The sequence below is a fragment of the Kribbella sp. NPDC000426 genome, assembly GCF_040300265.1.
In the GTDB taxonomy this organism is placed as follows: Bacteria; Actinomycetota; Actinomycetes; order Propionibacteriales; family Kribbellaceae; genus Kribbella.
In genome coordinates, this window is record NZ_JBEPDK010000001.1 from 1,329,825 (window position 1) to 1,355,183 (window position 25,359).

At 68.1% G+C, this 25,359-nt stretch carries 26 protein-coding genes; 14 read left to right on the plus strand and 12 right to left on the minus strand.

Annotated features, from left to right (window positions below; genetic code table 11):
- Positions 1-15: 15 nt before the first annotated feature.
- From ABT313_RS06455 to ABT313_RS06480, 6 genes are all read left to right on the plus strand, one after another.
- Positions 16-1,044 carry an LCP family protein gene (locus ABT313_RS06455; RefSeq protein ID WP_350849326.1) on the plus strand — a complete coding sequence of 343 codons (1,029 nt, stop codon included), beginning with the start codon at positions 16-18 and terminating at the stop codon, positions 1,042-1,044.
- Between the two features lie 7 nt (positions 1,045-1,051).
- A complete protein-coding gene (locus ABT313_RS06460; RefSeq protein ID WP_350849328.1) occupies positions 1,052-1,603 on the plus strand; it encodes a DUF1990 domain-containing protein in 552 nt (183 codons plus the stop codon).
- 140 nt (positions 1,604-1,743) lie between these two features.
- Positions 1,744-2,421, plus strand: coding sequence for a uracil-DNA glycosylase (locus tag ABT313_RS06465; protein ID WP_350849330.1), 678 nt, complete (start codon positions 1,744-1,746; stop codon positions 2,419-2,421).
- A 148-nt stretch (positions 2,422-2,569) separates the two neighbouring features.
- Positions 2,570-3,271 (plus strand): DUF969 domain-containing protein, encoded by a 702-nt coding sequence (locus ABT313_RS06470; protein WP_350849332.1) that lies wholly within the window; start codon positions 2,570-2,572, stop codon positions 3,269-3,271.
- Positions 3,268-4,239, plus strand: coding sequence for a DUF979 domain-containing protein (locus ABT313_RS06475; protein ID WP_350849334.1), 972 nt, complete (start codon positions 3,268-3,270; stop codon positions 4,237-4,239). Before ABT313_RS06470 ends, ABT313_RS06475 begins: the two co-directional genes overlap by 4 nt.
- An 8-nt stretch (positions 4,240-4,247) precedes the next feature.
- Positions 4,248-5,216: a DUF2891 family protein gene (locus ABT313_RS06480; protein ID WP_350849336.1), complete on the plus strand. Its 969-nt coding sequence runs from the start codon at positions 4,248-4,250 to the stop codon at positions 5,214-5,216.
- Here the strand turns inward: ABT313_RS06480 and ABT313_RS06485 are convergent.
- Both ABT313_RS06485 and ABT313_RS06490 read right to left on the minus strand, forming a co-directional pair.
- Positions 5,164-6,951, minus strand: a complete 1,788-nt coding sequence (locus tag ABT313_RS06485; protein WP_350849338.1) for an ABC transporter ATP-binding protein — start codon at positions 6,949-6,951, stop codon at positions 5,164-5,166. The two genes, ABT313_RS06480 and ABT313_RS06485, sit on opposite strands and share 53 nt — an antisense overlap.
- Complete coding sequence (locus ABT313_RS06490; protein WP_350849340.1) at positions 6,948-8,600, minus strand: ABC transporter transmembrane domain-containing protein; 1,653 nt, start codon at positions 8,598-8,600, stop codon at positions 6,948-6,950. Before ABT313_RS06490 ends, ABT313_RS06485 begins: the two co-directional genes overlap by 4 nt.
- Before the next feature lie 145 nt (positions 8,601-8,745).
- On the opposite strand from ABT313_RS06490, the gene ABT313_RS06495 reads away from it, so the two are divergent.
- The 5 genes from ABT313_RS06495 to abmR all read left to right on the plus strand — a co-directional run bounded on the left by ABT313_RS06495 (position 8,746) and on the right by abmR (position 13,610).
- Positions 8,746-9,933: an ROK family transcriptional regulator gene (locus ABT313_RS06495; RefSeq protein ID WP_350849342.1), complete on the plus strand. Its 1,188-nt coding sequence runs from the start codon at positions 8,746-8,748 to the stop codon at positions 9,931-9,933.
- Positions 9,934-9,943: 10 nt separating this feature from the next.
- Positions 9,944-11,200 (plus strand): 6-phospho-beta-glucosidase, encoded by a 1,257-nt coding sequence (locus ABT313_RS06500; protein ID WP_350849344.1) that lies wholly within the window; start codon positions 9,944-9,946, stop codon positions 11,198-11,200.
- Positions 11,188-12,192: an N-acetylglucosamine kinase gene (locus tag ABT313_RS06505; protein ID WP_350849346.1), complete on the plus strand. Its 1,005-nt coding sequence runs from the start codon at positions 11,188-11,190 to the stop codon at positions 12,190-12,192. The genes ABT313_RS06500 and ABT313_RS06505 overlap by 13 nt, the downstream gene beginning before the upstream one ends.
- A gap of 125 nt (positions 12,193-12,317) precedes the next feature.
- The gene (locus ABT313_RS06510; protein WP_350849348.1) at positions 12,318-13,040 is read left to right on the plus strand and encodes a hypothetical protein; all 723 of its coding nucleotides are present in this window, start codon (positions 12,318-12,320) and stop codon (positions 13,038-13,040) included.
- A gap of 39 nt (positions 13,041-13,079) precedes the next feature.
- On the plus strand, positions 13,080-13,610 hold the full coding sequence (gene abmR, locus ABT313_RS06515) for an ATP-binding transcription factor AbmR (protein ID WP_350849350.1): 531 nt from the start codon (positions 13,080-13,082) through the stop codon (positions 13,608-13,610).
- 697 nt (positions 13,611-14,307) lie between these two features.
- Here the strand turns inward: abmR and ABT313_RS06520 are convergent.
- The gene (locus ABT313_RS06520) at positions 14,308-15,138 is read right to left on the minus strand and encodes a mechanosensitive ion channel family protein (RefSeq protein WP_350849351.1); all 831 of its coding nucleotides are present in this window, start codon (positions 15,136-15,138) and stop codon (positions 14,308-14,310) included.
- Between the two features lie 180 nt (positions 15,139-15,318).
- On the opposite strand from ABT313_RS06520, the gene ABT313_RS06525 reads away from it, so the two are divergent.
- The gene (locus ABT313_RS06525; protein WP_350849353.1) at positions 15,319-15,774 is read left to right on the plus strand and encodes a GNAT family N-acetyltransferase; all 456 of its coding nucleotides are present in this window, start codon (positions 15,319-15,321) and stop codon (positions 15,772-15,774) included.
- Between the two features lie 3 nt (positions 15,775-15,777).
- On the opposite strand, the gene ABT313_RS06530 is transcribed toward ABT313_RS06525, so the two are convergent.
- From ABT313_RS06530 to ABT313_RS06550, 5 genes are all read right to left on the minus strand, one after another.
- A complete protein-coding gene (locus ABT313_RS06530; RefSeq protein WP_350849355.1) occupies positions 15,778-16,680 on the minus strand; it encodes a neutral zinc metallopeptidase in 903 nt (300 codons plus the stop codon).
- Entirely contained in the window at positions 16,677-17,567 is an 891-nt protein-coding gene (locus tag ABT313_RS06535; RefSeq protein ID WP_350849357.1) for a neutral zinc metallopeptidase, read from the minus strand. The genes ABT313_RS06530 and ABT313_RS06535 overlap by 4 nt, the downstream gene beginning before the upstream one ends.
- Positions 17,567-18,853 (minus strand): neutral zinc metallopeptidase, encoded by a 1,287-nt coding sequence (locus ABT313_RS06540; RefSeq protein WP_350849358.1) that lies wholly within the window; start codon positions 18,851-18,853, stop codon positions 17,567-17,569. The genes ABT313_RS06535 and ABT313_RS06540 overlap by 1 nt, the downstream gene beginning before the upstream one ends.
- A gap of 18 nt (positions 18,854-18,871) precedes the next feature.
- Positions 18,872-20,074, minus strand: coding sequence for a neutral zinc metallopeptidase (locus ABT313_RS06545; protein WP_350849360.1), 1,203 nt, complete (start codon positions 20,072-20,074; stop codon positions 18,872-18,874).
- A 187-nt stretch (positions 20,075-20,261) separates the two neighbouring features.
- Positions 20,262-21,047, minus strand: a complete 786-nt coding sequence (locus ABT313_RS06550) for a class I SAM-dependent methyltransferase (RefSeq protein ID WP_350849361.1) — start codon at positions 21,045-21,047, stop codon at positions 20,262-20,264.
- A gap of 63 nt (positions 21,048-21,110) precedes the next feature.
- Here ABT313_RS06550 and ABT313_RS06555 point away from each other — a divergent pair, with 63 nt between their 5' ends.
- On the plus strand, positions 21,111-21,845 hold the full coding sequence (locus ABT313_RS06555; protein WP_350849363.1) for an SAM-dependent methyltransferase: 735 nt from the start codon (positions 21,111-21,113) through the stop codon (positions 21,843-21,845).
- 20 nt (positions 21,846-21,865) lie between these two features.
- Positions 21,866-22,288, plus strand: coding sequence for a hypothetical protein (locus ABT313_RS06560; RefSeq protein WP_350849364.1), 423 nt, complete (start codon positions 21,866-21,868; stop codon positions 22,286-22,288).
- A 7-nt stretch (positions 22,289-22,295) separates the two neighbouring features.
- On the opposite strand, the gene ABT313_RS06565 is transcribed toward ABT313_RS06560, so the two are convergent.
- The 4 genes from ABT313_RS06565 to ABT313_RS06580 form a co-directional block, all read right to left on the minus strand.
- Positions 22,296-22,790, minus strand: a complete 495-nt coding sequence (locus ABT313_RS06565; RefSeq protein WP_350849366.1) for a class E sortase — start codon at positions 22,788-22,790, stop codon at positions 22,296-22,298.
- 243 nt (positions 22,791-23,033) lie between these two features.
- Positions 23,034-23,570: an MOSC domain-containing protein gene (locus tag ABT313_RS06570; RefSeq protein WP_350849367.1), complete on the minus strand. Its 537-nt coding sequence runs from the start codon at positions 23,568-23,570 to the stop codon at positions 23,034-23,036.
- A 5-nt stretch (positions 23,571-23,575) separates the two neighbouring features.
- Positions 23,576-24,325 (minus strand): phosphotransferase, encoded by a 750-nt coding sequence (locus ABT313_RS06575; protein WP_350849369.1) that lies wholly within the window; start codon positions 24,323-24,325, stop codon positions 23,576-23,578.
- 14 nt (positions 24,326-24,339) lie between these two features.
- Positions 24,340-25,299 carry a LacI family DNA-binding transcriptional regulator gene (locus ABT313_RS06580; RefSeq protein ID WP_350849370.1) on the minus strand — a complete coding sequence of 320 codons (960 nt, stop codon included), beginning with the start codon at positions 25,297-25,299 and terminating at the stop codon, positions 24,340-24,342.
- Positions 25,300-25,359: the final 60 nt, after the last annotated feature.

Genomic DNA, 25,359 nt, shown 5'->3' on the forward strand with positions numbered 1-25,359 from the left:
GATACCGTCGTGGCTATGAGTGATACGCAGCCCATCGACCCGCGATACGCGAGCCGGTCGCCCAAGTCGGCCGGTCGGCCGAAGAAGCGGCGCAACTGGTTCCTCCGGACCGTCGGACTGATCGTCCTGCTGTTCGTTCTCATGCTGATCGCGGTCCCGCTGTACGCGTGGAGCCGGATCGACAAGATCGACGCGATGCCGACCGGACAGCGGCCCGCCGAGACCCCGGGTACGACGTACCTGATGGTCGGGTCGGACGCCCGCGAGGACCTCAGCCGGGCCGAGCGCGCCCGGCTGCACACCGGCGGCGATGCCGGGCCGGCGCGGACCGACTCGATCATGCTGATGCACGTGCCGAAGTCCGGGCCGACCGTGCTGATCAGCATCCCGCGCGACAGCGCGGTCAACATCCCGGGCGTCGAGGGCAAGCAGAAGATCAACGCCGCCTTCAACAAGAGCCCGGCGCTGCTGATCCAGACCATCGAGAACGTCACCGGGCTGCGCGTCGACCACTACGTCGAGGTCGGGTTCGGCGGCTTCGCGTCGGTGATCGACAGCATCGGCGGGATCCAGATGTGCTTGCCGAAGGCAATGAACGACGACAAGGCGCACATCAACCTGCCGGCCGGCTGCCAGAAGCTCGACGGGGTCAACGCGCTCGGGTACGTGCGATCGCGGCACGCCGACGGCCAGAACGACTTCGGCCGAGTCGAGCGGCAGCGGCAGATGGTCGGCGCGATCGCGAAGAAGGCCAGCTCGCCGTCGACATTCCTGAACCCGGTGCGCTACTACAACGTCGCGACCAAGGGCGTCGACGCACTGACTGTCGACAAGGACATGAGCCTGTTCGACTTCATCCGGTTCGCCCGCGGCATGCGAGCGATCTCCGGCAGCGGCGGCGTCACCCTCACCGTCCCGGTCAGCGACGACAACTACCAACTCGGCCACGGCCGCGGCGTCGCCGTCAAGTGGGACACCACCAAGGCAAAGGCCCTCTTCAACGCCCTCAAAGAAGACAACACCACCGGCCTGAAGAGCAGTTGACCGACAGGTGAGGTTGGAGGATCTAGCGGGTCGGCGGCTCACGTACGACGTCGTGGGGGCGACGCGGTATGTGGAGACGCCGGAGGGGTATCACCGGTTGGAGTACCGGCAGCGGATCGGGCGTGGGGACGAGGTGTTTCGGCGGGCTGCGGATGCGTTGCTGGGTTGGCGGATGCAGCCTGCGGCTGGACTGCCGATGACGGCGACCGACGTACCCGCGCAGGTCGGCACCAACTCGCTCGGCCGTCTCGGACCAGGCCTGCTGATCGGTCCGTCGCCACTGGACCGCATCGGCCTGCCTGTTCCCTGCCGAGTCGTCTGGACCGTCAGCGAACCGGACCGCATCGGCTTCGCGTACGGCACGCTCCAAGGCCACCCCGAGTCCGGTGAGGAGTCCTTCATCGTCACCCGCGAGCCGGACGGCATCTACCTCACCATCCGCGCCTACAGCCGCGGCGCCACCTGGTACGCGCGCCTGGGCGGCCCCCTCACCCGCAGGGCCCAGCATTACGCCGCCCACCGCTACGCCAACGCCCTGCAAAAGCTCGCAACCCCATAGCAAAGGCCCCGCAAGCTCATACCTTTGCGGGGCCGCGACCTTTGTACACGCTGGGTCAACACCAGCGTTTGAGCGACACGCGAACAGTGGGCGACAACCCGGGGTGCACAGTGGGCCCGGGTGCTGCGAAACTGTGGCGGGTGAGTCCTAAGACGTTGACGGATCTGGTGGCGCCGGACTGGGCGGATGCTTTGGCGCCGGTCGAGGACACGGTCGCGAAGATGGGTGAGTTCCTGCGGGGCGAGATTGCCGCGGGACGGGCCTATCTGCCGGCGGGTGAGAACGTGTTGCGCGCGTTCCAGCAGCCGCTGCAGCAGGTGAAGGTGCTGGTGGTCGGCCAGGACCCGTACCCGACACCCGGTCACCCGGTGGGGCTCAGCTTCTCGGTGGCTCCCGACGTACGGCCGATTCCCCGGAGCCTCGCGAACATCTACCGCGAGCTGATGGCGGACGTCGGCGTACCGGCGCCGTCCAACGGGGACCTGACGCCGTGGGCCGACCAGGGCGTGCTGATGCTCAACAGAGTGCTGACCGTGCAGCCGGGCAAGTCCGGTGCACACCGCGGCAAGGGCTGGGAGAGCGTCACCGAACAGGCCATCCACGCGCTGGTCGCCCGCGGCGGCCCGCTGGTCGCGATCCTCTGGGGCCGCGACGCCCAGACGCTCAAGCCGATGCTGGGCAGCACGCCGTACGTCGAGAGCGCGCACCCGAGCCCCATGTCCGCAGACCGGGGCTTCTTCGGCTCCCGCCCGTTCAGCCGGGTCAACGCCCTCCTCGAGCAGCAGGGCGGCACCCCGGTGGACTGGCGACTCCCCTAACCCCGCACTGACCCCACAACGCGCCGGACCCAGGTGGTCACGGCGCGTTTTCGTGTGTTGGGAACAATTTGTTCGAATGATCCATTGCAGGATCGTTCAACAATCTCCTATGGTGAGCGGAATCGCCCTGTCCCTCCCGGGAGGAACCATGTGGGTTCTGCTCGCCATTGCGGTGGTGGTCGTCGGGTTCGCGCTCCGGATCAACTCGATGCTGGTCGTCACGGCGGCCGGGATCGTGGCCGGCCTGATCGGCGGCCTGTCTCCGGTCAAGATCCTGAATGCCTTCGGCGACGGGTTCGCCGGTAGCCGTTCCGTCACCGTCTTCATCGTCACTCTGCCCGTCATCGGCCTGATCGAGCGCTACGGCCTGCAACACCAGGCCCGCAAGCTGATCAGCAAACTCAAGGTCCTCACCACCGGCCGCCTGCTGGCCCTGTACATGCTGATCCGGCAAGGCACGGCCGCGGTCGGCCTGACCAGCATCGGCGGCTACGCGCAGGCCGTCCGGCCGCTGATCCACCCGATGGCCGCGGGTGCGGCCGAACGCAAGTACGGCAAGTTGCCGGAGAAGATGCAGGAGAAGATCAAGGGCTTCGCCGCCAGCGCCGACACGGTCGGGGTGTTCTTCGGCGAGGACATCTTCGTGGCGATCGGCTCGATCCTGCTGATCACCGGCTTCGTCGACACGACGTACGGCCTGAAACTCGAGGCGATCGACATCGCCGTCTGGGCGATCCCGACCGGGATCTGCGCGCTGCTCATCCACGGCTCGCGGCTGTGGCTGCTGGATCGCACGCTCGACAAGATGGCCGCCGAGGCCGACGCCGAGGCCGAGGAGGTGGCCCGGTGATCAAGGTCGAGTGGTTCTACTGGCTGTGCGGGATCTTCTTCCTGCTGATCGCGGCGCAGGCGTTCACCGATCGCAGCAACCACAAGCGCATCGGCAGCGCGGCGTTCTGGGGTCTCCTCGGGCTGTCGTTCTGTTACGGCACGTTCGTGGTGCACAAGCAGGCTCCGTCGTGGCTGCTCGGTATCGCGGTGATCGCTATCGCCGCGCTCGCCGGCGCGGGTTTCCCGGGCCGCGGTCAGGAGCGTACGACGACGCCCGAGCAGCGCGCGCGGTTCGCCGACCGGTTCGGCAACAAGCTGTTCCTGCCGGCCCTCGTGATCCCGGTGGTCGCCGCGATCTTCGGCGCCTGGCTGGCGAAGGTGAAGCTCGGCAACGGCCAGCTCCTGCTCGAGACCGGCTCGGCCACCATCATCGGCCTCGGTGTCGCCTCGATCCTGGCGCTGGTCGTCGGCATGGTGCTGTTCCGGCCGAAATCGCCTGCCGTGCCGCTGCATGAGGGACGTCGGCTGCTCGAGCACATCGGCTGGGCGGCGATCCTGCCGCAGATGCTCGCCACGCTCGGCCTGCTGTTCACCGCGTCCGGTGTCGGCAAGGCGGTCGGCCACGTCACGGATCACCTGATTCCCAAGGGATCGCTGATCGCCGCGGTCGCGCTGTACTGCATCGGGATGGCGATCTTCACGATCATCATGGGCAACGCGTTCGCGGCGTTCCCCGTGATGACGGCCGCGGTCGGCTGGCCGCTGCTGGTCCAGCAGTTCCACGGCTCACCGGCAGTCGTGTTCGCGGTCGGCATGCTCGCGGGCTTCTGCGGAACCCTCTGTACGCCGATGGCCGCCAACTTCAACCTGGTCCCCGCGGCGCTGCTGGAGATGAAGGACCAGTACGGGCCGATCAAGGCCCAGGTCCCGACTGCGATCCCGTTGCTGGCTTGCAACATCGTCATCATGTACATCTTCGCGTTCTAAGGAGTGCTATGAAGTACGCCGCCGCCTGGGCCGACATCGCCTGCCAGGTGCTCGAGACTCCGTACCCGTACGGTTCCTCCCACGCCTCTCTCGGCCCGGACGACGTCGACGTGACGCCGGACCGCCTGTTCCCAGCCTTCCACGGGTCGTACGACTGGCACTCCAGCGCACACATGCAGTGGTCCCTGACGCAGCTGCTCAAGCTGGCACCGGAGCAGGTCGGCCAACGCCCTGCCGACCTGCTGGACCGGCGTCTGACGCCGGAGAACATCGCTGTCGAAGCCGCCTACCTCAAAGCCCGGCCGGGGTACGAGCGGCCGTACGGCTGGGCCTGGGCGGCCATGCTGGTCGCATCGGGCCGTACGACGAAGTGGGCCGACGCGCTGGCTCCGCTCGGGGACGTGATCGCGGACCTCGTACTGGCGTGGTTGCCGAAGCAGGCGTACCCGGTGCGGCACGGGGTACATCTCAACACTGCCTTCGCTCTCGCCTTGCTGATCGAGGCGTACGACGAGCTCGGCCGGGCCGACGTGGTGGCGGCTGCGAAGGCACGAGCGGTGGAGTGGTTCGGGGGCGATACCGCTTATGACACACGGTTCGAGCCGTCCGGCACCGACTTCCTCTCCCCGGCGCTGTCGGAGGCGGAGTTGATGCGGCGAGTGCTGCCGGGTGAGGAGTTCAAGGTTTGGCTGTCCGCGTTCCTCCCAGGTCTCGGCCAGGAGGGTGCGCATCAGGGCCTGCTCGAGGTGCCGGTTACCGATGACTCGGGTGACGGGCAGCTGGCGCACCTGGCAGGACTCGCATTGAGCAGGGCCTGGCAGTTGCGGACGCTGGCGCCTGCGCTGCCGGAGGTTGCCGACGTACTGCGGGCCGCGGCGGACCGTCAGGTCGAGGCTGTGCTGCCTACGGTGACAGGTGGGGACTTCATGTCGACGCACTGGCTCGTGTCGTTCGCCCTGCTGGCTGATCAGGCGTAGAGGTACCGGTCCAGCTCCGCCATAGCTGCGCGTAGCGCCCACCTGCCGCCAACAACGCCTCATGTGTCCCCGACTCGACCACCCGCCCCTGGTCGAGTACGACAATCCGGTCCGCCTGCTCGGCTTGCGTCAACCGGTGGGCGACGACCAGTGTGGTCCGGCCGGCAGTCGCCGCAGCGCTGGCTCGCTCCAGCTCCCGGGCGCCCGCACTGCCCGCTTCCGCGGTCGCTTCGTCCAGCACAGCCACAGGCGGATCAGCCAGCACCAGGCGGGCGAAGGCGAGCTGCTGTGCCTGTGCACCGGTCAGCTGATGACCGTTCTCGCCCACGACCGTGTCCAGCCCGTCGGGTAGCGCACGTACCCAGGCCAGCGCACCAACCCGCTCAAGCGCCGCCTCCACCTCGAGGGCCGTCGCAGCAGGTCGTGCGAGCCGGACATCCTCGACCAGCGGACCGGAGAAGACATGCACCTCCTGGCTGAGCAGCGCAACCTGGGCACGGGTCCGGTCCTCACCGAGGTCGCGGAGGTCAACACCCCCGAGCTTCACCGTCCCGGCTGATGGCGCCAGAACCCCTGCTGCAATGGCCGCCAGCGTCGTCTTACCAGCACCGCTCGCTCCCACCAGCGCAACCCGCTCGCCTGGTTCGAACCGCAGCGACACCCCGCTGACGACCGCTGGGCCGTCGTAGTTGTGGGTGATGTCGCCCATCTCGAGCGACGCGTCAGCAGGACCCACACCAGCAGACGGCTCCGGTGCGGGCTCGATGTCGAGTACGCCGGCCAACCGCGACATGCCCGCAGCAGCAGTCTGGATCTGGTCGAACTCCATCAGTACGACGTTGACCGGGTTGAACAACCGGTGGAAGTACAACGCCGCCGCCGTCACCGCCCCCACCGTCACCGCATCGGCCCGCACCAGGAAGAACCCGGTCACGAGGATCGCTGTCAGCCCGGTGAACTCCGCGTGGTTGATCCGCGCCGAGAAGAAGCTGAACAGCCGGAACACCGTGATCGAGATGTCCCGCGCCGTCCCCGACGTCTCCCGGATCTTCTCCAGCTGCCGATCCTCCAGCCGGTACGCACGAACCGTCGCGCTCCCTCGCAACGACGCGATGATCGCCTCGGACCGCTCGCCCAGCGCCACCCGCTCCTGCTTGTAGTACGGCGCTGACCGCCGCAGATACCACCGCAGCGCAAGGAAATACATCGGTACGGCGAGCAGCCCGGCCAGGCCGAGTCGCCAGTCGAGCGCGAACATCCCGCCGACGGTGAGCACGATCGTCAACGCCGCACCGAGCACCGACGGCCCGACCTCGGTCAACGCCGACGCAACCGAGGCCACGTCGTCGCCCACCCGCGAGAGCAGGTCACCCGTCCGCACCTTCTCCAGCACCGGCGCCGGCAACTGCAGCACCCGATCGAGCACCTTCTGCCGGATCCGCGCCAGCACGGTCTCACCGACCCGCGCCACCAGCGTCACCCCAAGCGCAGTCAGTACGCCGGACACGACCGCCGCCACGCCGATCATGACCACGACACGCACGATCGCGGACCGGTCACCGCCACCCGCGATGTCGTCGATCAGCCGGCCGAGCGCCCACGGCGCAACCAGACCGGCCGCACTGGCGCCGGTGATCACCAGGGCCGCCAGCACGGACAGGACCGGCAGCCGCCGGATCTCCTGCCACAGAACGGACCACGTCGTACGCGGACCGGCAACCGGAAGCAGGTTCATCGCAATACCGCTTCCTGATAGACGGCGTCCGACGAAGCCAGCTCGGAATGGATGCCCTCAGCAACCACGCGGCCCTTGTCGATCACCACGACCCGATCCATCTTTCCCAACAGTGCGGGGCTGCTCGTCAGCACCAGCGTGGTCCGGCCCCTTCGCTCCTCTGCAAGCCCCTCCGCGAGCAACTCCTCGGTCACGGCATCAACCGCCGTACTCGGATCGTGCAGCACGAGCAACGGCGGCGCAGCCAGCAGAGCACGCGCCAGACCGAGTCGCTGACGCTGGCCGCCTGACAATGCCTGGCCGCGGTCGGCCAATGGGCGGTCCAGCTCTTCGATGAGATCGGCGGCGCCGGCGGCGGTCATCACGCGCGCCAGGCCGGCCTCCGCCAGCAGGTTGGTGCGCAGCGTGCCTTCGAAGAGGTCGGTCTCGTGGCGTTCCAGGAGCACAGTTCGCCGCAGTACGTCGACGTCGAGCTCTTCGAGAGTGGTGCCTCCGACGAGGACGGTTCCGGTGTGCTCCGGGGCCTTCCCTGCGACGACGTTCAGCAGCGCATCTGCGTCTCGAGGGTCGTAGCAGAGCACGCCTACGGACTCCCCCGGATGCAGGGCGAGCGTCAGCGAGGACAGGGAGCCGTGCGAAACCCCGTCCAGCGTGAGGAGGGGCTGTGTGAGGTCCAGAGCGGTTGAGGTGCCGGTAGCACTCAGCGGGGCCGACGACAGGACCGACGCCAGGCGGGACGCGGATGCCCGGGCCCTGGCGATGATCTGGCTCGCGTAGCCGAGCGTGCCTACCGGCTCGGCGACGAACTGGGCGAGGCCGACAACCGTGATCAGCTCTCCGATGGTGATCCGCCCATGCAGTGCGAACCAGCCGGCGACCCCGGCAACAGCAGCGAGCAGCAGACCGCTGAGTGCGGTTGTCACGCCGTCCTGCAGTCCGTTGGTTGATGCTGCGCGCAACGTTGCCCGCAGAGTGTCCTCGCTGGAACGGCGATACCGCGCGGCCGCGTTGTGCTGGGCCCCGATCCCCCGCAGCGTCCGCAGTCCACTCACCAGGTCCGTCGCCAGTGCGGTCGTCTGCGCAACCGCCTCCTGCTGGCTCGACGTACGGCGGGTCAGCAGCGGCGACAACGCCTGGATCCCCAGTACCAGCAGCGGTACGCCGATCAGCACTCCGAGCCCCAGCGGTACGTCGACCAGTAGCAACGACACCGACGACACGATCAGCGCCGTACACGCCGCTGCACCGACAGACAGACCTCGCATCACCAGTGCGGCCTTCTCGGCATCCGATGTGGCGATCGACAGCAGCTCACCCGACCGCAGCCCGGTCCGGTGACCACGTGGGTCCAGCACCCGCTGCGCGATCTCCAGCCGGAGCAGGTGCGTCTCGTACTCGATCGCCCACACCACCTGCCGCGCACCGGTCTTCCAGGCGTTCGACAGTACGGCGAACAGCACGACCATCATCAGCACGCACCACAGCAGTGGCTCGACACGTCCGGTCGACACAGCGCGATCCACGAACACACCGATCGCCACCGGCACCGCGGCCTCGGTCGCCTGATGCAGCGAGAGCACCAGCACCCCCGCGATCATCCTGCCCCGATGCCGCCGGACCGCCCGCCTCAACAGCTCCCCAGTGGACATAGTTAGGTAACCCTAACCGACGACCGGCGATTGACACCGGCCGAAGTCCGCCGTACGGTCTCGCGTTAATAGTAAACTTTCCTAACAGTTCGTGTGATCAGCGCGGCGAGTACCCGCGAGCGGCGAAGGGCGGCAGGGTTGGCTCATGGCAACGACACCCGGAACGCCGCGCCTGCTCCGCGCGATGAACGACCGCGCCGCCCTGGACCTGCTGCTCAGCCATGGTCCGCTCTCCCGCACCACGCTGGGCAACCTGACCGGTCTGTCCAAGCCGACCGCGTCCCAGCTGCTGGCGCGGCTCGAGGCGGCCCATCTGGTCCGCCCGAGCGGCACCACGGCCGGCCGGCCCGGCCCGAACGCCCAGCTGTACGAGATCAACGGCGGCATCGCGTACGTCGCCGGCCTCGACGTCACGCCGGCCCGGATCCGGGCCGCGGTCGCGGACCTGACCGGCAAGGTGGTCGGCGAGTACGAGCTGGCCACGCCCGGCCGCAGCGCCAAGGGCACCGTCGACCGGGTGGTCAAGGCGATCGAGGGCGCGGCCGGCGAGGCTGGCCTGAACCGCGAACGCCTGCACCGGGTCTCGATCGGTACGCCGGGTGGCTTCGACCCGACGACCGGCCGGCTGCGGTACGCGACCCACCTGCCCGGCTGGCACGCGCCGCATCTGCTCGAGGAGCTGGCCGCTGCGATCGCCGTACCGCTGGAGGTCGAGAACGACGTCAACCTGGCCGCGATCGCCGAGCAGCGCGTCGGCCACGCCCGCGAGCACGACAACTTCGTGCTGCTGTGGGGCGAGGAAGGCATCGGCGCCGCGATCGTGATCAACGGCCGGCTGCACCGCGGTGCGACCGGCGGCGCGGGCGAGGTGGCGTTCCTGCCACTCCCGGGTACGCCGCTGGTCCGCAACGTCGGCCGCAACAACGCCGGCGGTTTCCAGGAACTCGCCGGTGGCGAACCGGTGCTGGAGCTGGCCCGCGAACACGGCCTGAAGGCCCGTACGCCGGAAGTCGCGATCGCGGTCGCGCTGCAGACCGAGGGCGCGGGCGACGCCGTACTCAACGAGTTCGCGCACCGGCTGGCCGTCGGTCTGGCCGCGATCGTGGCGGTCGTCGATCCCGAGCTGATCGTCCTTGCCGGCGGCGTCATCACCGCGGGCGGCGAACGCCTGCGCGGCCTCGTCCAGGACGAGCTCGCCGATCTGACCGTACCCAGGCCGCAGCTGCTGATGACCGCGATCAGCACCGATCCCGTGCTTTCCGGAGCACTGCAGTCCGCCCTGAGCACGACCCGCGACGAGGTCTTCGACACCGCAGGTCCACCCGTCACCTAGGAGCCACAGCATGAAACTCACAGTCGTTGGTGGCGGGTCCACCTACACGCCGGAGCTCGTCGACGGCTTCGCCCGGTTGTGGGACACGTTGCCGGTCTCGGAGCTGGTGCTGGTCGATCCGGCCGCGGACCGGCTCGAGCTGGTCGGCGGTCTGGCCCGCCGGATCTTCGCAAAACAAGGGCATGCGGGCCGCGTGATCACCACGTCCGACCTGGACGCGGGCATCGAGGGCGCAGACGCCGTACTGCTGCAGCTGCGCGTCGGTGGGCAGGCAGCGCGCAACGAGGACGAGACGTGGCCGCTGGAGTGCGGTTGTGTCGGCCAGGAGACCACAGGTGCCGGCGGTCTCGCGAAGGCGCTGCGGACGGTGCCAGTCGTGCTGGACATCGCCGAGCGGGTACGGCGTACCAATCCGAACGCGTGGATCATCGACTTCACCAACCCGGTGGGGATAGTGACGCGTGCGCTGCTGTCGCACGGGCACAAGGCCGTCGGGCTGTGCAACGTGGCGATCGGGTTCCAGCGTCGGTTCGCCGCCATGCTCGGAGTCACACCGGAGGAGGTGTCGCTGGACCACGTGGGGTTGAACCACCTGACCTGGGAGCGTGCGGTCCGCGTCAACGGCGAGGACATGCTGCCGAAGCTGCTCGCCGAGCACCTGGACGAGCTTTCCGAGGACCTGATCCTGCCGGCCGACGTCGTACGCGAGCTGGGCGTCGTACCGTCGTACTACCTGCGCTACTACTACGCACACGACGCAGTGGTGAAGGAGCTGCTCACCAAGCCTTCTCGCGCCGCAGAGGTCGCAGCACTCGAGAGAGAGCTGCTGGACATGTACGCCGACCCGAAGCTCGACGAGAAGCCCGCACTGCTCGAGGAGCGCGGCGGAGCGTACTACTCCGAGGCCGCTGTCGCGCTGGCGTCCTCACTGCTCAACAACACAGGCGACGTGCAGGTCGTGAACACCCTCAACAACGGCACGTTCCCCTTCCTCGCTGACGACGCAGTCATCGAAGTACCGGCCACTGTCGGCGCGGAGGGTACGACGCCGGAGCCCGTCGCCCCGCTGGAGCCCTTGTACGCCGGACTGGTTGCGCATGTGACGGCGTACGAGGACCTGGCCCTGGAGGCGGCCGTGAAGGGCGGATCCGAGCGCGTGTTCAGGGCGCTGCTGGCGCATCCGTTGGTCGGGCAGATCTCCATGGCACAGGAGCTGACCGACAAGCTGCTGGCGCACAACAAGGCGTACCTCCCGTGGGCGCGCTAGTCCCGGGCGGAGTCCTCGCCTTCGACGCCGGCAACAGCAAGACTGACGTCGCCCTGGTCGCCGCGGACGGGACAGTGCTCGGCACGGCGCGTGGCGGTGGGTTCGAGCCGCAGAAGCTCGGGCCGGTCGCAGCAGTCGCCGGACTGGAGCCGCTGGTGCGCGCCGCCGCGGCAGAAGCCGGACTGAGCGTGGGCGACGTACCGCTGGTGCAGCAGATCTCGGCGTGCCTGGCGAACGCCGACCTGCCGATCGAGGTGGAGCAGCTGACCGCTGTCTTCGAGGACTGCGGTTGGGCCGAGTCGGTGTACGTCACCAACGACACCTTTGCGCTGTTGCGGTCCGGAGTGGACGAGCCGCGTGGTGTGGCGGTGGTGTGCGGTGCGGGGATCAACTGCTCCGGGATGTTGCCGGACGGGCGGACTGCTCGCTTCACTGCGCTCGGGAAGCTGACCGGTGACTGGGGTGGTGGTGCGCAGTTGGCCGAGGAGGCGTTCTGGTCGGCGTCGCGGGCAGAGGACGGGCGCGGTCCGGCGACCGCACTGCTCACCGCGCTGCCGATGCACTACGGGATGCCGTCACTGGCTGCGCTGATCGAGGCGTTCCACTTCGGCGACTTCCCGGCGGAGCGGCAGCTGGAGGCGGGGCCGGTGCTGTTCCAGGTCGCGGCCGCCGGCGACACCGTTGCCTTGGGCATCATTCAGCAGCAGGCGGAGGAGATCGTCGCGATGGCGGTCGTTGCGTTGCGGCGGCTCGAGCTGCTCGGCGAGCGCGTCACCGTCGTACTCGGCGGTGGCGTTCTTACCGCGGGGCACTCGGTGCTGCTGGATCGCGTGGTCCGTCTGCTTGCCGAGGTCGCTCCGAAGGCGGTCCCGCGCGTGGTCGACGTACCGCCGGTGGTGGGTGCGGCGCTGCTCGGTCTGGACCATACGGCGGCTGATGAGAGCGCGCAGGAACGGTTGCGTGCCGCGTTCGCGCCGCCACCGGCTGCCTGACCCCGCCACCCCCGAGCGGTGCGAGGGTGGGATGTTGCAGCGCTGTTTCATTCGGGAGTGATGCAAACTCCCGGGTGTGGTGTGGCGTCCCACGAATAGGACCACATCCACTCGGGAGGTCGATGATGATTCGAAGGATCATAGGTCTCGGCACTACTGCGGCACTCGCGGTGACGGCACCGATCGTGCTCACCGCGGGCGCTGCGCCGGCCAATGCCGGCACGACGACGGCGACTGCGAGCTGCAGCCGGCTGGCGTCTGCGACGAACATCTCCGCGGCGGTGTACGCCGACCGCTTGGTGCGAGCCTGGGGCAGCGGTGCGACCGCAACGGCGAACTGCTACGCCTCAACAGCGGTTACTCGCACCCTCTACGGGCAGGCACTACCTGGCGGCATCCACTGGCGCCGGGTCTCCACCGAAGGCGCCGCCGGGACGATCTACGTGACGTACCACGACGACGCTCGCGGCGGGAACCTCACGATCGGCGTACAGAACGTCGGTCTGCGCGCGGCGAACGGCTGGCACGCGGCGTACACCGCCAAGTTCAGCGGCGAGCCGCAGGCCTGGAACGCGGTCCAGTGGTCGGACAACCTCGTCCGGGCCTGGGGACGCGGCGACACGAAGTGGACTGCGTACTACGCGACGCCGACCGCAGCCGCACAGCTGCACAAGGTGGCCGCGAAGGGCGGTTCGCATTGGACCCGCATCGCCACCGAGGGCGCGGCCGGTACGACGTACGTGACGTACCGGAACGACGTGACCAGGCACACGCTGGTGATCGGTGTGTCGAACGTCGGGCTGTCCCAGGGCGACGCGCACGCGGCGTACACGGTGCAGTACCGCTGATTGCTTGAGCTCGTCCTGCTTGGGTGTAATCATGATTACATGAGTACACAGACCGAGCAGGAGAAGGTGCGGGGCTGGCTGACCGGGCGGTTGCCGGGCGACTGGTTCGAGGGTGAGACCGAGCTGTCGATCGACCGGGACGAGATCCTGATCGTCGGCCGGATCCCCGCACCCGAGCAGAGCAAGGACGTGAGCGACGCCGAGCGCTCCGCCGCCGAGGCGGGCCGGGTCAAGCAGTTCCGCGAGGACACCCGCGACCACCGGATCGAGATCGCCCGCGAGCTCGAGCACGCCACCCGCCGCAAGGTCGCCTGGGGTGTCCGCTGCGGCGAGACCAGGACCATCTTCACCTCACTCTCCGCGCCGGTGATGACTCGCCTCCGCCAGCCCGAACGCCAGGTCCTCGACACCCTCGTCGACGCCGGCGTGGCCCGCTCCCGCAGCGACGCCCTCGGCTGGTGCGTCAAGCTCGTCGCCCAGCACAGCGAAACCTGGCTGACCGACCTCCGCGAAGCCATGCGCAAGGTAGAAAACGTCCGCGCAACCGGCCCCGACACCACCGACGACTGACCCCACGAGGCCGGCCCAGGCGAAGAACAGAGGAAGAAGACATCGGGCTGAAGACTCAAGCCAGCCAGGAAAGACGGCTTTGGAGTCATGGCTGGCTCCGGCCGTCGACCGGAGGTTCACCTGCACGCCGTCACGGGTCGGACCAGCTTTCCGGAACATAGCTGCCAGTGAGCGCCAACATCTTTCCGGAACGCGACACCTCGGCCACCGGCGGCTTCGGCCTCGCAGATGTTCCAGCCGATCAAGCTGTTCGCGGTGGAACGTCTCAGGGGTTAACCCCTGAGTTGGTGGGTTTGCCGCCCTGCATGCGAGGGGCCAAGGGGCCAGCTCGGGGGTTGACCCCTCAGACGGCCCGGCGAATCATGCCCACCTCTCCCCTCCCCGACGACCTGCGCACGGCCTCGCCGAGTCGTGGCGAATGGATCCGATCCCGAATGCCGAGTCGTGGATCACGGCAGATTTTCAGAACCCCTCTCCACGACTCGGCGAACGTGGGCCGAGCCGCCTGCTACTGACCCAGTGGCACCGGAGTCTCTGACGGGTCGGTTGCTGTCCTGACACACTCCACAGCGCAGCAAACCTGCGGACGGTCACCGAAGCCGGCCACCACTCCAGATCTTCTCTTCTTGCTCTTTCTTTCCCTCTTCCGCTCTGGAGGGGAACGGGTTGTAGGTTCCCCTCCAGAGCGCTTGGTTGGCTACTGGCCGGGCTGCCAGTTGGCGTTGGGTTGGGTGCCGTTGGAGTAGCCGGCGCTGTGGGCGGCTGGGTGCTGTTGCTCGGGGGGCATCTGCTGCTGGTAGCCGTTGTCGTAGGCGCCTTGGTTCGGGTACGACGGCGTACCGTTCATCGGGTCCTGGGGTGCGGCCGGTTTCACCATCTTCTCCCGGTCGAACAGGTTGGCGAGTGCGCGGCCGGCCATCTCGCGGCCCCCGAGGCCGAAAGCAAGACCGAGGGCGAGCGCGGCGCCGGCGAGCACGATCAGCAGCGTGTTGCCGGTCAGCTGGACCGCGATCCCGAGCTGGGTGAGCGCGGCGAACGCGGCGTACACCAGGATCGCGTACTTGCCCACCTTGGCGAGAGTTTCGTTGCCGGTGGCACCGCGGATGATCGCGGCCAGGAAGTTCGCGAACAGCGCGGCCAGGCAGATGATCACGATCGCGGCGAAGATCCGCGGGATGTAGCCGAGCATGTTGCTCATGAAGTTCGAGATCTCCGGTACGCCGAGTGCGGAGGCGAACATCGTGAAGCTGATCAGGAACACGAACCAGAACACGACCTTGCCCAGCATCGCCGAAGCGGTCAGCCCCGTGCCCGACCGTTGCAGCACACCGGAGACGCCGGCTCGTTCCATCCAGTGGTCGAACCCGACCCGGCCGAGGAGCTTGCCGACGAGTTTGCCGAGCACCTTGGCCACGAAGTAGCCGACCACCAGGATGACCAGACCGCCGAGCAGGTTCGGGATGAACGACAGCAATTTGCTGAAGGCATCTTCGAACGGCCCGGTGAAGTCGATCGCTAATGCGGACATCGGGACTTCCTTCCGAATTGGCCCGCATCCGCTGTCGCGCAGCACTGCACACGACCCCGGCACACGGGCGGATGCAGTGGTGTCCAGTATGACTCGTACCCTTGGTTGCGCAGGGCAAACAGCCCGGTACGGCGGGTCCCGCTAGGAAAAGTGTTTGCATAAGTTTGAGATGCTGCGACCATGCCCGAAATCGTGATCCGCCGTGCCACCGCCGCCGATGTCGGCCCGATCGTGTCGATGATCGCCGACGACCAGCTCGGCGCCACCCGCGAGTCCGTCGACGACCTCACGCCGTATCTGGCCGCGTTCGAGCAGATCGATGGTGATCCCAACCAGTTGCTGATGGTTGCTGATCGCAACGACGAGGTCATCGGCACGCTGCAGCTGACGATCATCCCCGGCCTGTCCCGCCGCGGCTCGACCCGCGGCCTGATCGAAGCCGTCCGCGTCGCCGCCCCCGCCCGCGGCTCGGGCCTCGGCACCCGGCTCATCCAATGGGCCATCGAAGAATCCCGCACCCGAGGCTGCACCCTGGTCCAACTCACCTCGGACAAGTCCCGCACCGACGCCCACCGCTTCTACACGAACCTCGGCTTCACCAACTCCCACGAGGGCTTCAAACTCAAACTCCGGTAACAGTCAGCTGACGCGCTTTGCCGGGGCGGTGAAGGTGTTGCAGGAGGCGGGGTTGGCGGTGCTGAAGGCTCGGATGGTCCAGTAGCCGTGGTTCTTGCGGGAGCCGTGGTCCCGGACCGTGCTGTATTCGTCGCCGACATGCTGGACGATCGAGCGCCAGATGCCGAGCCGGCGGCCGGAGAGGGCGAAGGTTCTTTTGTTGGCGCCCAGGAACGCGGCGCCGAGGCAGCTCGCCTGCAGTTCCTTGCGGCGCATGACCTCGAGCTGGCCGGCCTCGGACTTCCCGCGCATCAGCTCGTTGTACAGCGTGAGAATGCCGACCGACCGCTGGACGTGGTGGCCGTACTCGTGCGCAACGAGCTGCTCGAAGTCGACCAGGTTCTCCACCGGATGGTCCGCGTTGAGGAACTCGTCCCACTCGATGCAGATCTTCCCGGTCATGCCGCTCCAGTAGTAGAACGCGTCGGAGTTCGCCGGCGGATCCTGGCACTCCGGCGTGGCCTTCGGGTGGCGGACGCTGTAAGCGAAGACCTCCGGTGGCACCAGGTAGGCGTCGGACTTCTCCACCATCGGCGCCCACGCCTTGTCCATGCATGCGACCAGCATCTTGGCGTACGCAACCATGCCCGCCTTGGACGTCAGGTCCGGCCGCGGCAACGCACACCGCACCGTCGGAACCTTGCCCGCGGTGTAGAGCTTGTTGTGGATGACGCCGTCCGCCAGGTCGATCGAGATCGGATCCGACGGCGTAGTGACCACCGCGACCGGCCTCGGAGTCGGCGTCGGTGTTGGGGTCGACGTCGGCGTCGGCGCTGCGAGGGTCGGCGGGCTGGTCGGTGTGCAGGCAGTGAGAGCCAGGGCGCACAGTGCGGCGGCGGCTGCGGTTAGGTGTATGGGGAGGTTCATGTGACTCGCTTTGCGGGGGCGACCCAGGTGTCGCAGGCGGAGGGGGATTTGGCTTGGAAGGCTGCCTTGGCCCAGGCGGTGCTGCTCTGGCGGGATCCGTGGTCTCGCGGGGTTCCTGGTGCGTCGTCGTCACCGGAGTATGCCGCCTGGCGATAGTCCTGTAGTTTGACGCCGCGCAGGTCGAGGGTCTGCTGGTTCGCGCCGAGGAAGGCCGACGCGAAGCAGGACGCCTGCAGTTCGTGGCGGCGCATCTGCTCGAGACGAGCGGGGCCGGTAGCTGCTGACCACCGGATGTCGAAGTACGACGAGATCTGGACCAGCTCCTGCACGTGGTGGCCGAACTCGTGCGCGAACGCGAACTGGAGATCCGCGGCGGCATATACCCGGTCGCGATCGCCGTCCTCGACGAACTGCTGCCAGTCGAGATAGATCCCGAAGTTCGTCGCGCAGTAGAACCCGGCGTACTTGCCGCGAAATGGCCCGCATGCCGTCCTGGCGCCTTGCTTGACGGTGTACACCGTCGCGGCGAAGTACTCGGCCTGTGCGCGTGCGACCATCGGTCTCCAGGCTCGGTCGAGACAGACCAGCATCGCGTTCGCGTACTGCTGCACTTGTTTCTGCGTCCGCAGCGCGATCTGCGGCACCTTGCAGGGCACCGCAGGAATCCGCCCGGCCGAGTAGATCTTGTTGTGCAGCAGGAATCTGTCCTCCGGCGACCGGTACGGCGTGGTCGACGGCGCAACCGGCGTCGGGCTCGGAGTCGCAGTAGGGGTCGCGGCAGTTGAAGCGGCAGTTGATGCGGAGACAGCCGCGGGCGCGTGCGACGGCGTGCAGCCGGCGGACAGCAGGATGGCCAGAGCAACGACCGCCGCCGGGCCGTGGCGCATCAGCTCACCTTGGTGGGGGGTGCGGTGAAGGTGTTGCAGGAGGCGGGGCTGGCGGACTTGAAGCCGGGGTCGGCCCAGGCCCAGTTGTTCTTGCGAGAGCCGTGGTCGCGGAGCTTCTTCGTGCTGTACTCGTCGCCGGAGTGCTGTGTCTCCCACTGCCACACATGCAGCTTCTCGCCGGACATGCCGAGCGGCTTCTTGTTGGCGCCGAGGAAGGCCGCGCCGAAGCACGTCGCCTGCAGTTCCAGGCGGCGGGACCACTCGAGCTTCATCGCCTTGGAGTTCGTCCAGCCTTCGCGGGAGTCCTCGGCGGTGAGCATCTCGGTCATCTTCTGGACGTGGTGGCCGTACTCGTGCGCCATGGTGTCGAGCATCCAGACCCGGGCACCTTCAGGGCTGTTCTTGTAGTACGCGAGGTCGTTCTTCCAGCTGATGTTGATGCTCTCGTCGTAACCGCAGTAGAACGCCGTATCCGACTCACCGGTGCAGGTGTCCTCGGACGTGGCCTGGCTGGTCTGCAGCCTCAGCTTCGGCGCCCGGAAGTCGTACCCGGCCCGCTTCACGATCGGCTCCCACGCCTTGTTCAGGCACGGCAGCAGCGCCTGGTAGTACCGCAGGATCGCGGACTGCGAGTCCGGCTTGATCGCGGGCTCCTTGCAGCTGACCGCTGCGACCTTCCCCGACGTATAGATCTTGTTCTTCTGCAGGCGAACCATGTCCGGGATGCCTGGGACGGTCACGGTGACGGTGGGGTCCGGAGGGGTCGGGATCGGGATCTGGGACTTCTTCACCGACGGCTGCGAGAGCGGGTTGTCGACCCTCGTGTCGTAGGAGTTGATGAGTTTGAACCCGGCGACGGTGGCGCCGGTGAGCATCACGAGGACCAGCGCCGAGAGGCCGGCGATCACGCGGTGCGAGTAGTGACGCGGCGGTTTGACCGGCGGTGGTTCGGTCGAGAACTGCGGTACGCCGCGCGACGGGTTCTTGTGCCACCCTGTTGTCCGTTGACCGCCAATCCGGCGAGTGCCGGTGAGCGGCGGCAGCGGGCCGCCGGTGAGCGGTGCGACCGGCGGGCCGCTGTACTCGCTCGCGGTCCCGGGTTCGGTCGGGATCGGGCGGGCCTTGCGGCGGGCCGGGGAGTCGTCCAGCGTGACCGAGCGGGCCCTCCCGAGACCGTCGGGTTGCCGGCTCTTCAGGACCAGCGGACGCGACCCGGGGGCCGGTTCCTCGCTGCCGCCGGGCAGGAAGTGTCCCGGCTTCGGCGTAGCGTCCTCGGACTCAGGCATCGGCCATTCCCATCTTGCTCAGCTGACCTTCGCGGATGCTGCGACGAAAGTGTTGCAGCTACCCGGGTTGGTTGTCGCGAAGCCCTGGTTCATCCACAGGGCCAGGCTCTTGCTCGAGCCGTGGTCGGGGGTCTTGTCCTTGGTGATGTCGTCACCGCGACGCTTGATCAGCCCGTTCCACTGGTTCAGCAGTTCACCGCGCAGCGGGAAGCTGTTCTTGGCCGCGCCGAAGAACACCGCGCCGAAGCAGTACGCCTGGAGCGCGGCCCGCCGCTGCTGCTCGAACATCCTGGCCTTGTTCGCGGCCGTGTCGGCGAGGTTGTCGGACGCGTCGGCCATCCCGGTGAGGTTCTGCACGTGGACGCCGTACACGAAGGCGAACGACTGCGCCATCTCCGCGCGGGTCTCGGCCTTGTGCTTCGGGTAGTCCTCGACGATCTTCTGCCATGGCATCGTCGCGCTGCCGCCCTGGTCGTCCGCGCAGTACAGCGCGAGATCCTTCTGTACGCCGCACGCCGTCTCGTCGCCCTCGTTGTAGATGATCAGCCGCGGCGACCGGAACTCGAAGCCGGCCTTGGTGATGATCGGCTTCCAGGCCTTGTCCATACATGCCGTCAGCGCCTCGTAGTACGAGCGGACGTTCTCCATCGAGGTCGGGCGGAACGCGGGCTCCTGGCACTTCACCACCGGCATCGCCCCGGCCGCGTAGATCGCGTTCTTGCCGACGATGTCGGCGTCCGGCGTACCCTTCCCGACCGGCTCGGTGGTCGTCGGGCCGTCGGTCGGCTTCACGGACGGCGTCACCATCGGGTTGACGCTGAAGCTGTTGGACGAGAACACCTTGACGGCGAACGTCACGCCGCCGCCGACGAACAGCAGCGCGGCGACGACCATCAGCGCGACCAGGCCCTTCGACCGCCGCTTCGTCGGGTCGAACGGGATCGGCTGCGGGTGGAACACCTCCTGGTACGCCGCGGCCGCGCGGTCGTCGGCCGGCGGCGGGCCGAGCCGGCTGCCGGACAGCGTCGTACGGCGGGAGTCGATCCGGGTCCCCTGGAGCTGAGGCGGGGTCGGCGGGGCCTCGCCGCCCAGTCGCGGCGTCGGCGCGGCCAGCGGACCGGCCGGCGGTGCCACGTTCGGGCGTTGAGCCTCCGTCGAGCCTGGCTCTCCCTCGCCACCCGGCAGGAAGTGACCAGGCTTGGGCGCCGGCTTGTCGGCCATGACTTCCCCAGTTCTCCCCAGTACCGGCCTGATGCCGGTCCCACCCATTCACCAGAACGGCCGGAACACCCCCAGTGCCGGCCGACGGCTGATATTACGGCCTGGACCGCCTCACCGAAACCCGAGTTGCAGCTATTGACATCGTTTCGCGACCGTCACGCTCTGGACAGCGTTGCCCAAAGGGGCATCAGCGGCGGCCGCTGGCGAGGAAGTGCTGGCTGGCGGCTCGCAGGTTGGGGTCGGACTCGACCTGGCGGGCCAGGAGGACGGCGGACGGGAGCAGGGGGTCGACCGCGTCGGGCGGGGTGTTCTGGAGGACATTGGCGGCGGGACCCTCTACTCCGAGGACTTCTACATCGGTGAGACCGGCGGTCGTCAGTTCGTTGGCCAGTTCGTCGGCGTGGTGGAAGTACGCGACCGTGAAGCCGGATTTGCCGTCGATGCGGCCGGAGGCGAACGCTTCTGTGTAGACGTGCAGGTTCTCCGCGCTGAGGTGTCCGTTGCTGCCGGCCTCGAGCAGGCCGCCGTACCGGTTGATCCCGGCGGCGATGACCAGGCCGCCGGGGCGGGTCACCCGGAGCGCCTCCGACAGCGCCTGGGCGCGGTCGGACGCCTCGACCAGGTGGTACAGCGGACCGAGCAGGAGCGTCACACCCACACTCGCGTCAGCCTGCCGCAGGTGGCGGGCGTCCCCGATCTCGGCGCTGAACGTGCCCACGGTGGCCGCCTGCTCGACGTGTTCCGCGACCGGGTCGACGAGCGTGACCCGGTGGCCGTCCGCAGCGAGCCAGCGCGCGTGGATCCCGGTCGCGCCGCCGACATCGAGTACGTCGGACGCGGGCGGCAGCCATCGCCGGAGCACCTCCTGGGTCCGGACGAACTCCAGGCGGCCGTGTCCGGACCGGATCAGCCGGTCGTCCTCGACGTACCGGTCCCGGTAGAACTCATGGATCAACGGATCAAGATCAACCATCCACCCACTGTGCCGTCCGAAAATCCCAGGCACATCCGGTTTTCACACCGCTACCCTGTGCGCGTGGTGGAGCTGAAGCACGAAGATTATCCGCGGGCCAACACCTACGACGCCGAGTGGCTGCTGGCGCGTGACATGGGCCCGAATCCCTTGTGGCTGCTGGAGGATCTCGCCGGCGAGCTCGACCTGCAACCCGGCATGCGGGTGCTGGACCTGGGATCTGGAAAGGGCGCCACCTCCGTCTTCCTGGCCAAGGAGTACGGCGTACAGGTGTGGGCCGCGGACCTGTGGGTCGACCCGACCGAGGCCGCCGCCTACATCGCACCCCAGGACGGGGTGGTGACGCTCAAGGCGGAGGCGCACACGCTGCCGTTCGCGCAGGGCTTCTTCGACGCGATCGTCTGCGTCGACGCATACGAGTACTTCGGGACCGCGGACAACTACCTCGCCTACATCACGAGCTTCCTCAAACCGGGCGGCCAGTTCGGCGTCGCGACGCCGGCGATGACGAAGGAGCTCCGCGAGCTCGGCCAGATCCCGGAGCACATCAAGAGCGTGGTCGGCTGGGAGGCGCTCGCCTGGCACACCGCCGACTGGTGGCGCTTCCAGTGGGAGATCACCGAGCTGGTCGACGTGACCGCGGCCCGGCTGCAGCAGAACGGCTGGTCGGACTGGCTCCGATGGTCCCGCGCGGTCGCGGATTACCGGGACGAGCGACGTGACGGTTCGCTCGACATGCTCGAGACGGACCAGGGCGAGTATCTGACCTTTGCGATCCTGGCGGCCCGGAAGCGCTGACCGCCTGGCATGCTGGGGGCATGAGCTGGGCTGTCTATGCGGTGCGCGGGCCAGGAGGCGTACGTCGCCTCGACGACATGCCGATCGACTACGAGCCGCCATCGGTCGGTACGGCGACCGACGTGGTGGCCGCGGTCCGGGAGGTGGTGCCGGATGTCGACACCAGCAAGCCGTCGTGGCTGGCGCTGCGAAGTCCGGACTACGACGTCGAGATGACGATCGGCAAGGGCGTCGACGTCCGCGACATCACGTTCTACCTGAACGACGGCCCGCGGTCGATCCCGATCGTGATGGCGATCAGCCGCAAGCTCGGGGTCACGCCGTACGACACCGAGTCCGGCGACTTCCTCACCGAGGAGTCGCGGCCGCCCGTTCCGCCGCCGATGACGCCGGACGAGATCAAGATGAACAAGCCGAAGTGGTGGAAGCTCGGCCGGAAGTAGCTTCGGGTCAGGCCGGACGAGTGGCGACGAGAACCCCGATCTTGTTGATCCGGTGTTCGGGGTTGCCGAGTTCGTCGTGCCAGTAGTTGCCGGCGGCGTGGTCCTCGATGGTCGCGCAGGTCGAGATGGTGAGCATCGCCTGCCTCGGCGCAGCGCCCGGCTTCCCGGGGACCGCGGCGTTCTGCTGCGCCTTCTCGGCCGGCTTGCGGAACGAGATCGTCATCGTCCGGCTGACCACGTAGTCGTACACGGTCCGGCCGGCGGTGATCAGGACGTGGTCCCCGTTCCGCAACTCGGGCACCCGCTCCAGCGGCCGGCCGTGGCTGACGCGATGTCCGGTGATGATGAAGTTCCCGATCTCGCCGGGGCCGACCCCGCCGGCCTGTCCCCTCGGACTCGCCGCGACGCCCCGATTCTGGATCGTGGTCCCCGGCCGGTCGTCCGCCGTACCTACATAGGCCACCACCCGTAGCCCTCGTACGCCGGCGGCCGGAATCGCCATGCTGACCGGCCCGGCCGCAGGCGGCGGCTTCGGCGTCGTGCGCGGCGTGCTCGGCCGATTCGTTGGAACCGGAGTCGGAGTAGGAGTAGGAGCAGGAGAGCCGGTAGCCGACGTCGAGGGCGTGGGCGGAGGATCACCGGCCGGACTCGTGTCACTACATCCGACCAGCGCGCACAACAGCAGCAGTACCCCCAGCCTCACCATCCGAAGGTAAGCCACCCCACCGAAAACCACCCGAAACCGTCACTCCAGAAGCGTGAGCTCCGCCGGGCCGAGCTGGAGTACGCCGGATGTCAGCGGCGTCGTACGAATGCCGCCATGACCGCGCAATGCCTTCATCGCACCGGGCGCCAGAACCTCGTCCATCCAGGCACACGGATTGGCGGGCCGATTGGCCTGGAAGGTGATCTGCCCCGCCCCCGAGTCCAGCGTGAAGCGGCGGCCGGGGACGCGGGTGCCGTCGGCCCCGCGATGGGCCGCGAGCGAGTCGATCGGGAAGCCGCGGACGGTGATGTTGCGCCGGGTGAGATGGGGGTCGAGCGGTCCGGGCAGCCCGAGCACCCGGACGACCTCGTCGAGGGACGCCGCGTCGATCACCGTGATCGCGGCGTTCTTGTGGACCTGCTGGCCGTAGTACCTGTCGCCGACGATGCCCAGGCCGGCGCGAATCTCGATCGAGGTCCGCGCGACCGGCTCGGGATCCGGGCGCGGTCCGTCCTGGGGCCGGCCCTCGAAGGCGTGCTCGCGGGAGACGAGGAATGCAACGAGCTCTACCTGCATGCGCATCACCCCCAGGTGAGTGGATCGAGCAGACGGAAGAACTGCAAGCGGCGCGAGTCGGGCTCCGGGAGTCCGTACGCGTCGAGGAACGGCGCCGGGTCGGCGGACCACTCATCGTGCAACTGGATCGTCGCGAGCGCCAGATCGGAGTACCGGTCCGCGAGGCCCAGCCGGCCCAGGTCGATCAGCCCGGTGACCTCGAGCGTCCGGGGATCGAAGAAGACGTTCGGCAGACAAGCGTCGCCATGGCAGACGACCGGTTCGAGCACACTCTCGATATAGGGGCTCTCGGCAACCACCTGGTCCAGCAGCTCGGACGGTTTCAGCAGTCGCCATTCGTCGGTCAGGAAGTCCGGGTTCACCGCGTCCCGGCGTACGACGTCCGTCGCCGTGGCAATCACCGACGCGAGCGGGCGGTCGAACGGGCAATCGGTCAACGCATGCAACTCTCGCAACGCCGACCCGAAGCTCCGCATCGCCGCACCGTGCGCCGAAGGCGGAAGTGCGTCGCCGGGCACACCAGGTACAGCGGATGTGATCAGGCAAGCACCGTCCGAGGACTCGTGCCAGTCGACGACGACGGCGCCCGGAATCCCAGTCCCCGCGAGCCAGGCAACCCGATCACGCTCGGCGGCCAGGTCCGAGACGCCGGAAACCCCACAGCACTTGGCGAAGACGTCGCCCCGCCGGTAGACCGTCGTGTCGGACTCGCCGACGTCCACCACCGTCCACGCGTCGCTGTGCGGCGGCAGCATTCTCCCCCTCGTCGTCATGCCCGGGACGACTCGCGCACAATTAGCTGCCAGGGGAAGTCGAACACCTCACCCGGCGCACCCTCTCGATCGGTCAGCCTGCTCACGATGATCTGCGCCAGCGCGTCGTTGAAATCGACCGGCCCGACCGTCGACAACGATGGGTCCAGATGCTCGCCCTCCGGCGTGTTGCCGACGCCGACGATCGCCAGCTCCCGCGGTACGTCGATCCGCAGCCGATGTGCTGCCCGGACCGCAGCGATCGCGGCGAAATCCGTGGTGCAGTAGATCGCGGTCGGCCGGTCCGGCTTGGAGAGCAACGCCATCGCGGCCCGGTACGCACCTTCGGGATGCTGCTCGAACACCTCGATGTCGTCGTCCCGGATCGGCTTGCCGGCCGCGCGCAACGTAGTGAGATAGGCGTCGAAGCGGGCGAAGCCGATCGTCCGGGAGGTCAGCGCGCCGACCCGGTCGTGGTGCTCGAGCAGGTGCTCGACCGCGAGATGACACCGCGGCTCGGCACCCGACCGGATCACGTCGAAGCCCTCCGGCTCGAGGGTCTCGCTGAACGCGACGATCTGCACGCCCTGGGCCGCAAACGCCTCCAGCTCAGCGATCTGCGACGGATCCGGCTTGACGCTGTCGATGAAGATCACGTCCGGCGTCCGGTTCGCCAGCACGTTGCGCCAGTCGCCGTCGGCCACGATCAGCGCAGTCTTGCCGAGCGGAGTCACCGCGGTACTGACCGTGGCCGCGACCGCCTGCGACCACGGGTCGGCGAGCACGCTGAGCGAGAGCAGCACCAGGTCCGACTTCCCGGTGCGGATGGCCCGCGCCGCGTCGTTGCGGCGGTACCCGAGCTTGGTCGCCGCCTCCCGGACCCGGTCCGCGGTGGTGTCCTTGATCGTGTGGCTGCGATGCCGCCCGGACAGCACGTACGACACGGTCGCGACCGAGACACCCGCCTCCTTCGCCACCATACGTAGCGTCGGCCGATCGGGAGCAGGTGAGGACATAGGACGATTGTCGCAGATCAG

Bases quoted from the DNA above. Each gene is read 5' to 3' on its own strand.
- ABT313_RS06485 (WP_350849338.1), bottom strand. From the start codon at position 6,951: ATGAACCTGCTTCCGGTTGCCGGTCCGCGTACGACGTGGTCCGTTCTG.
- ABT313_RS06490 (WP_350849340.1), bottom strand. From the start codon at position 8,600: ATGTCCACTGGGGAGCTGTTGAGGCGGGCGGTCCGGCGGCATCGGGGC.
- ABT313_RS06575 (WP_350849369.1), bottom strand. From the start codon at position 24,325: ATGCTGCCGCCGCACAGCGACGCGTGGACGGTGGTGGACGTCGGCGAG.
- abmR (WP_350849350.1), top strand. From the start codon at position 13,080: ATGAGTACACAGACCGAGCAGGAGAAGGTGCGGGGCTGGCTGACCGGG.
- ABT313_RS06565 (WP_350849366.1), bottom strand. From the start codon at position 22,790: ATGGCGATTCCGGCCGCCGGCGTACGAGGGCTACGGGTGGTGGCCTAT.
- ABT313_RS06455 (WP_350849326.1), top strand. From the start codon at position 16: ATGAGTGATACGCAGCCCATCGACCCGCGATACGCGAGCCGGTCGCCC.
- ABT313_RS06535 (WP_350849357.1), bottom strand. From the start codon at position 17,567: ATGCGCCACGGCCCGGCGGCGGTCGTTGCTCTGGCCATCCTGCTGTCC.
- ABT313_RS06525 (WP_350849353.1), top strand. From the start codon at position 15,319: ATGCCCGAAATCGTGATCCGCCGTGCCACCGCCGCCGATGTCGGCCCG.
- ABT313_RS06530 (WP_350849355.1), bottom strand. From the start codon at position 16,680: ATGAACCTCCCCATACACCTAACCGCAGCCGCCGCCGCACTGTGCGCC.
- ABT313_RS06480 (WP_350849336.1), top strand. From the start codon at position 4,248: ATGAAGTACGCCGCCGCCTGGGCCGACATCGCCTGCCAGGTGCTCGAG.
- ABT313_RS06500 (WP_350849344.1), top strand. From the start codon at position 9,944: ATGAAACTCACAGTCGTTGGTGGCGGGTCCACCTACACGCCGGAGCTC.
- ABT313_RS06510 (WP_350849348.1), top strand. From the start codon at position 12,318: ATGATTCGAAGGATCATAGGTCTCGGCACTACTGCGGCACTCGCGGTG.
- ABT313_RS06495 (WP_350849342.1), top strand. From the start codon at position 8,746: ATGGCAACGACACCCGGAACGCCGCGCCTGCTCCGCGCGATGAACGAC.
- ABT313_RS06560 (WP_350849364.1), top strand. From the start codon at position 21,866: ATGAGCTGGGCTGTCTATGCGGTGCGCGGGCCAGGAGGCGTACGTCGC.
- ABT313_RS06545 (WP_350849360.1), bottom strand. From the start codon at position 20,074: ATGGCCGACAAGCCGGCGCCCAAGCCTGGTCACTTCCTGCCGGGTGGC.
- ABT313_RS06540 (WP_350849358.1), bottom strand. From the start codon at position 18,853: ATGCCTGAGTCCGAGGACGCTACGCCGAAGCCGGGACACTTCCTGCCC.
- ABT313_RS06520 (WP_350849351.1), bottom strand. From the start codon at position 15,138: ATGTCCGCATTAGCGATCGACTTCACCGGGCCGTTCGAAGATGCCTTC.
- ABT313_RS06550 (WP_350849361.1), bottom strand. From the start codon at position 21,047: ATGGTTGATCTTGATCCGTTGATCCATGAGTTCTACCGGGACCGGTAC.
- ABT313_RS06570 (WP_350849367.1), bottom strand. From the start codon at position 23,570: ATGCAGGTAGAGCTCGTTGCATTCCTCGTCTCCCGCGAGCACGCCTTC.
- ABT313_RS06470 (WP_350849332.1), top strand. From the start codon at position 2,570: ATGTGGGTTCTGCTCGCCATTGCGGTGGTGGTCGTCGGGTTCGCGCTC.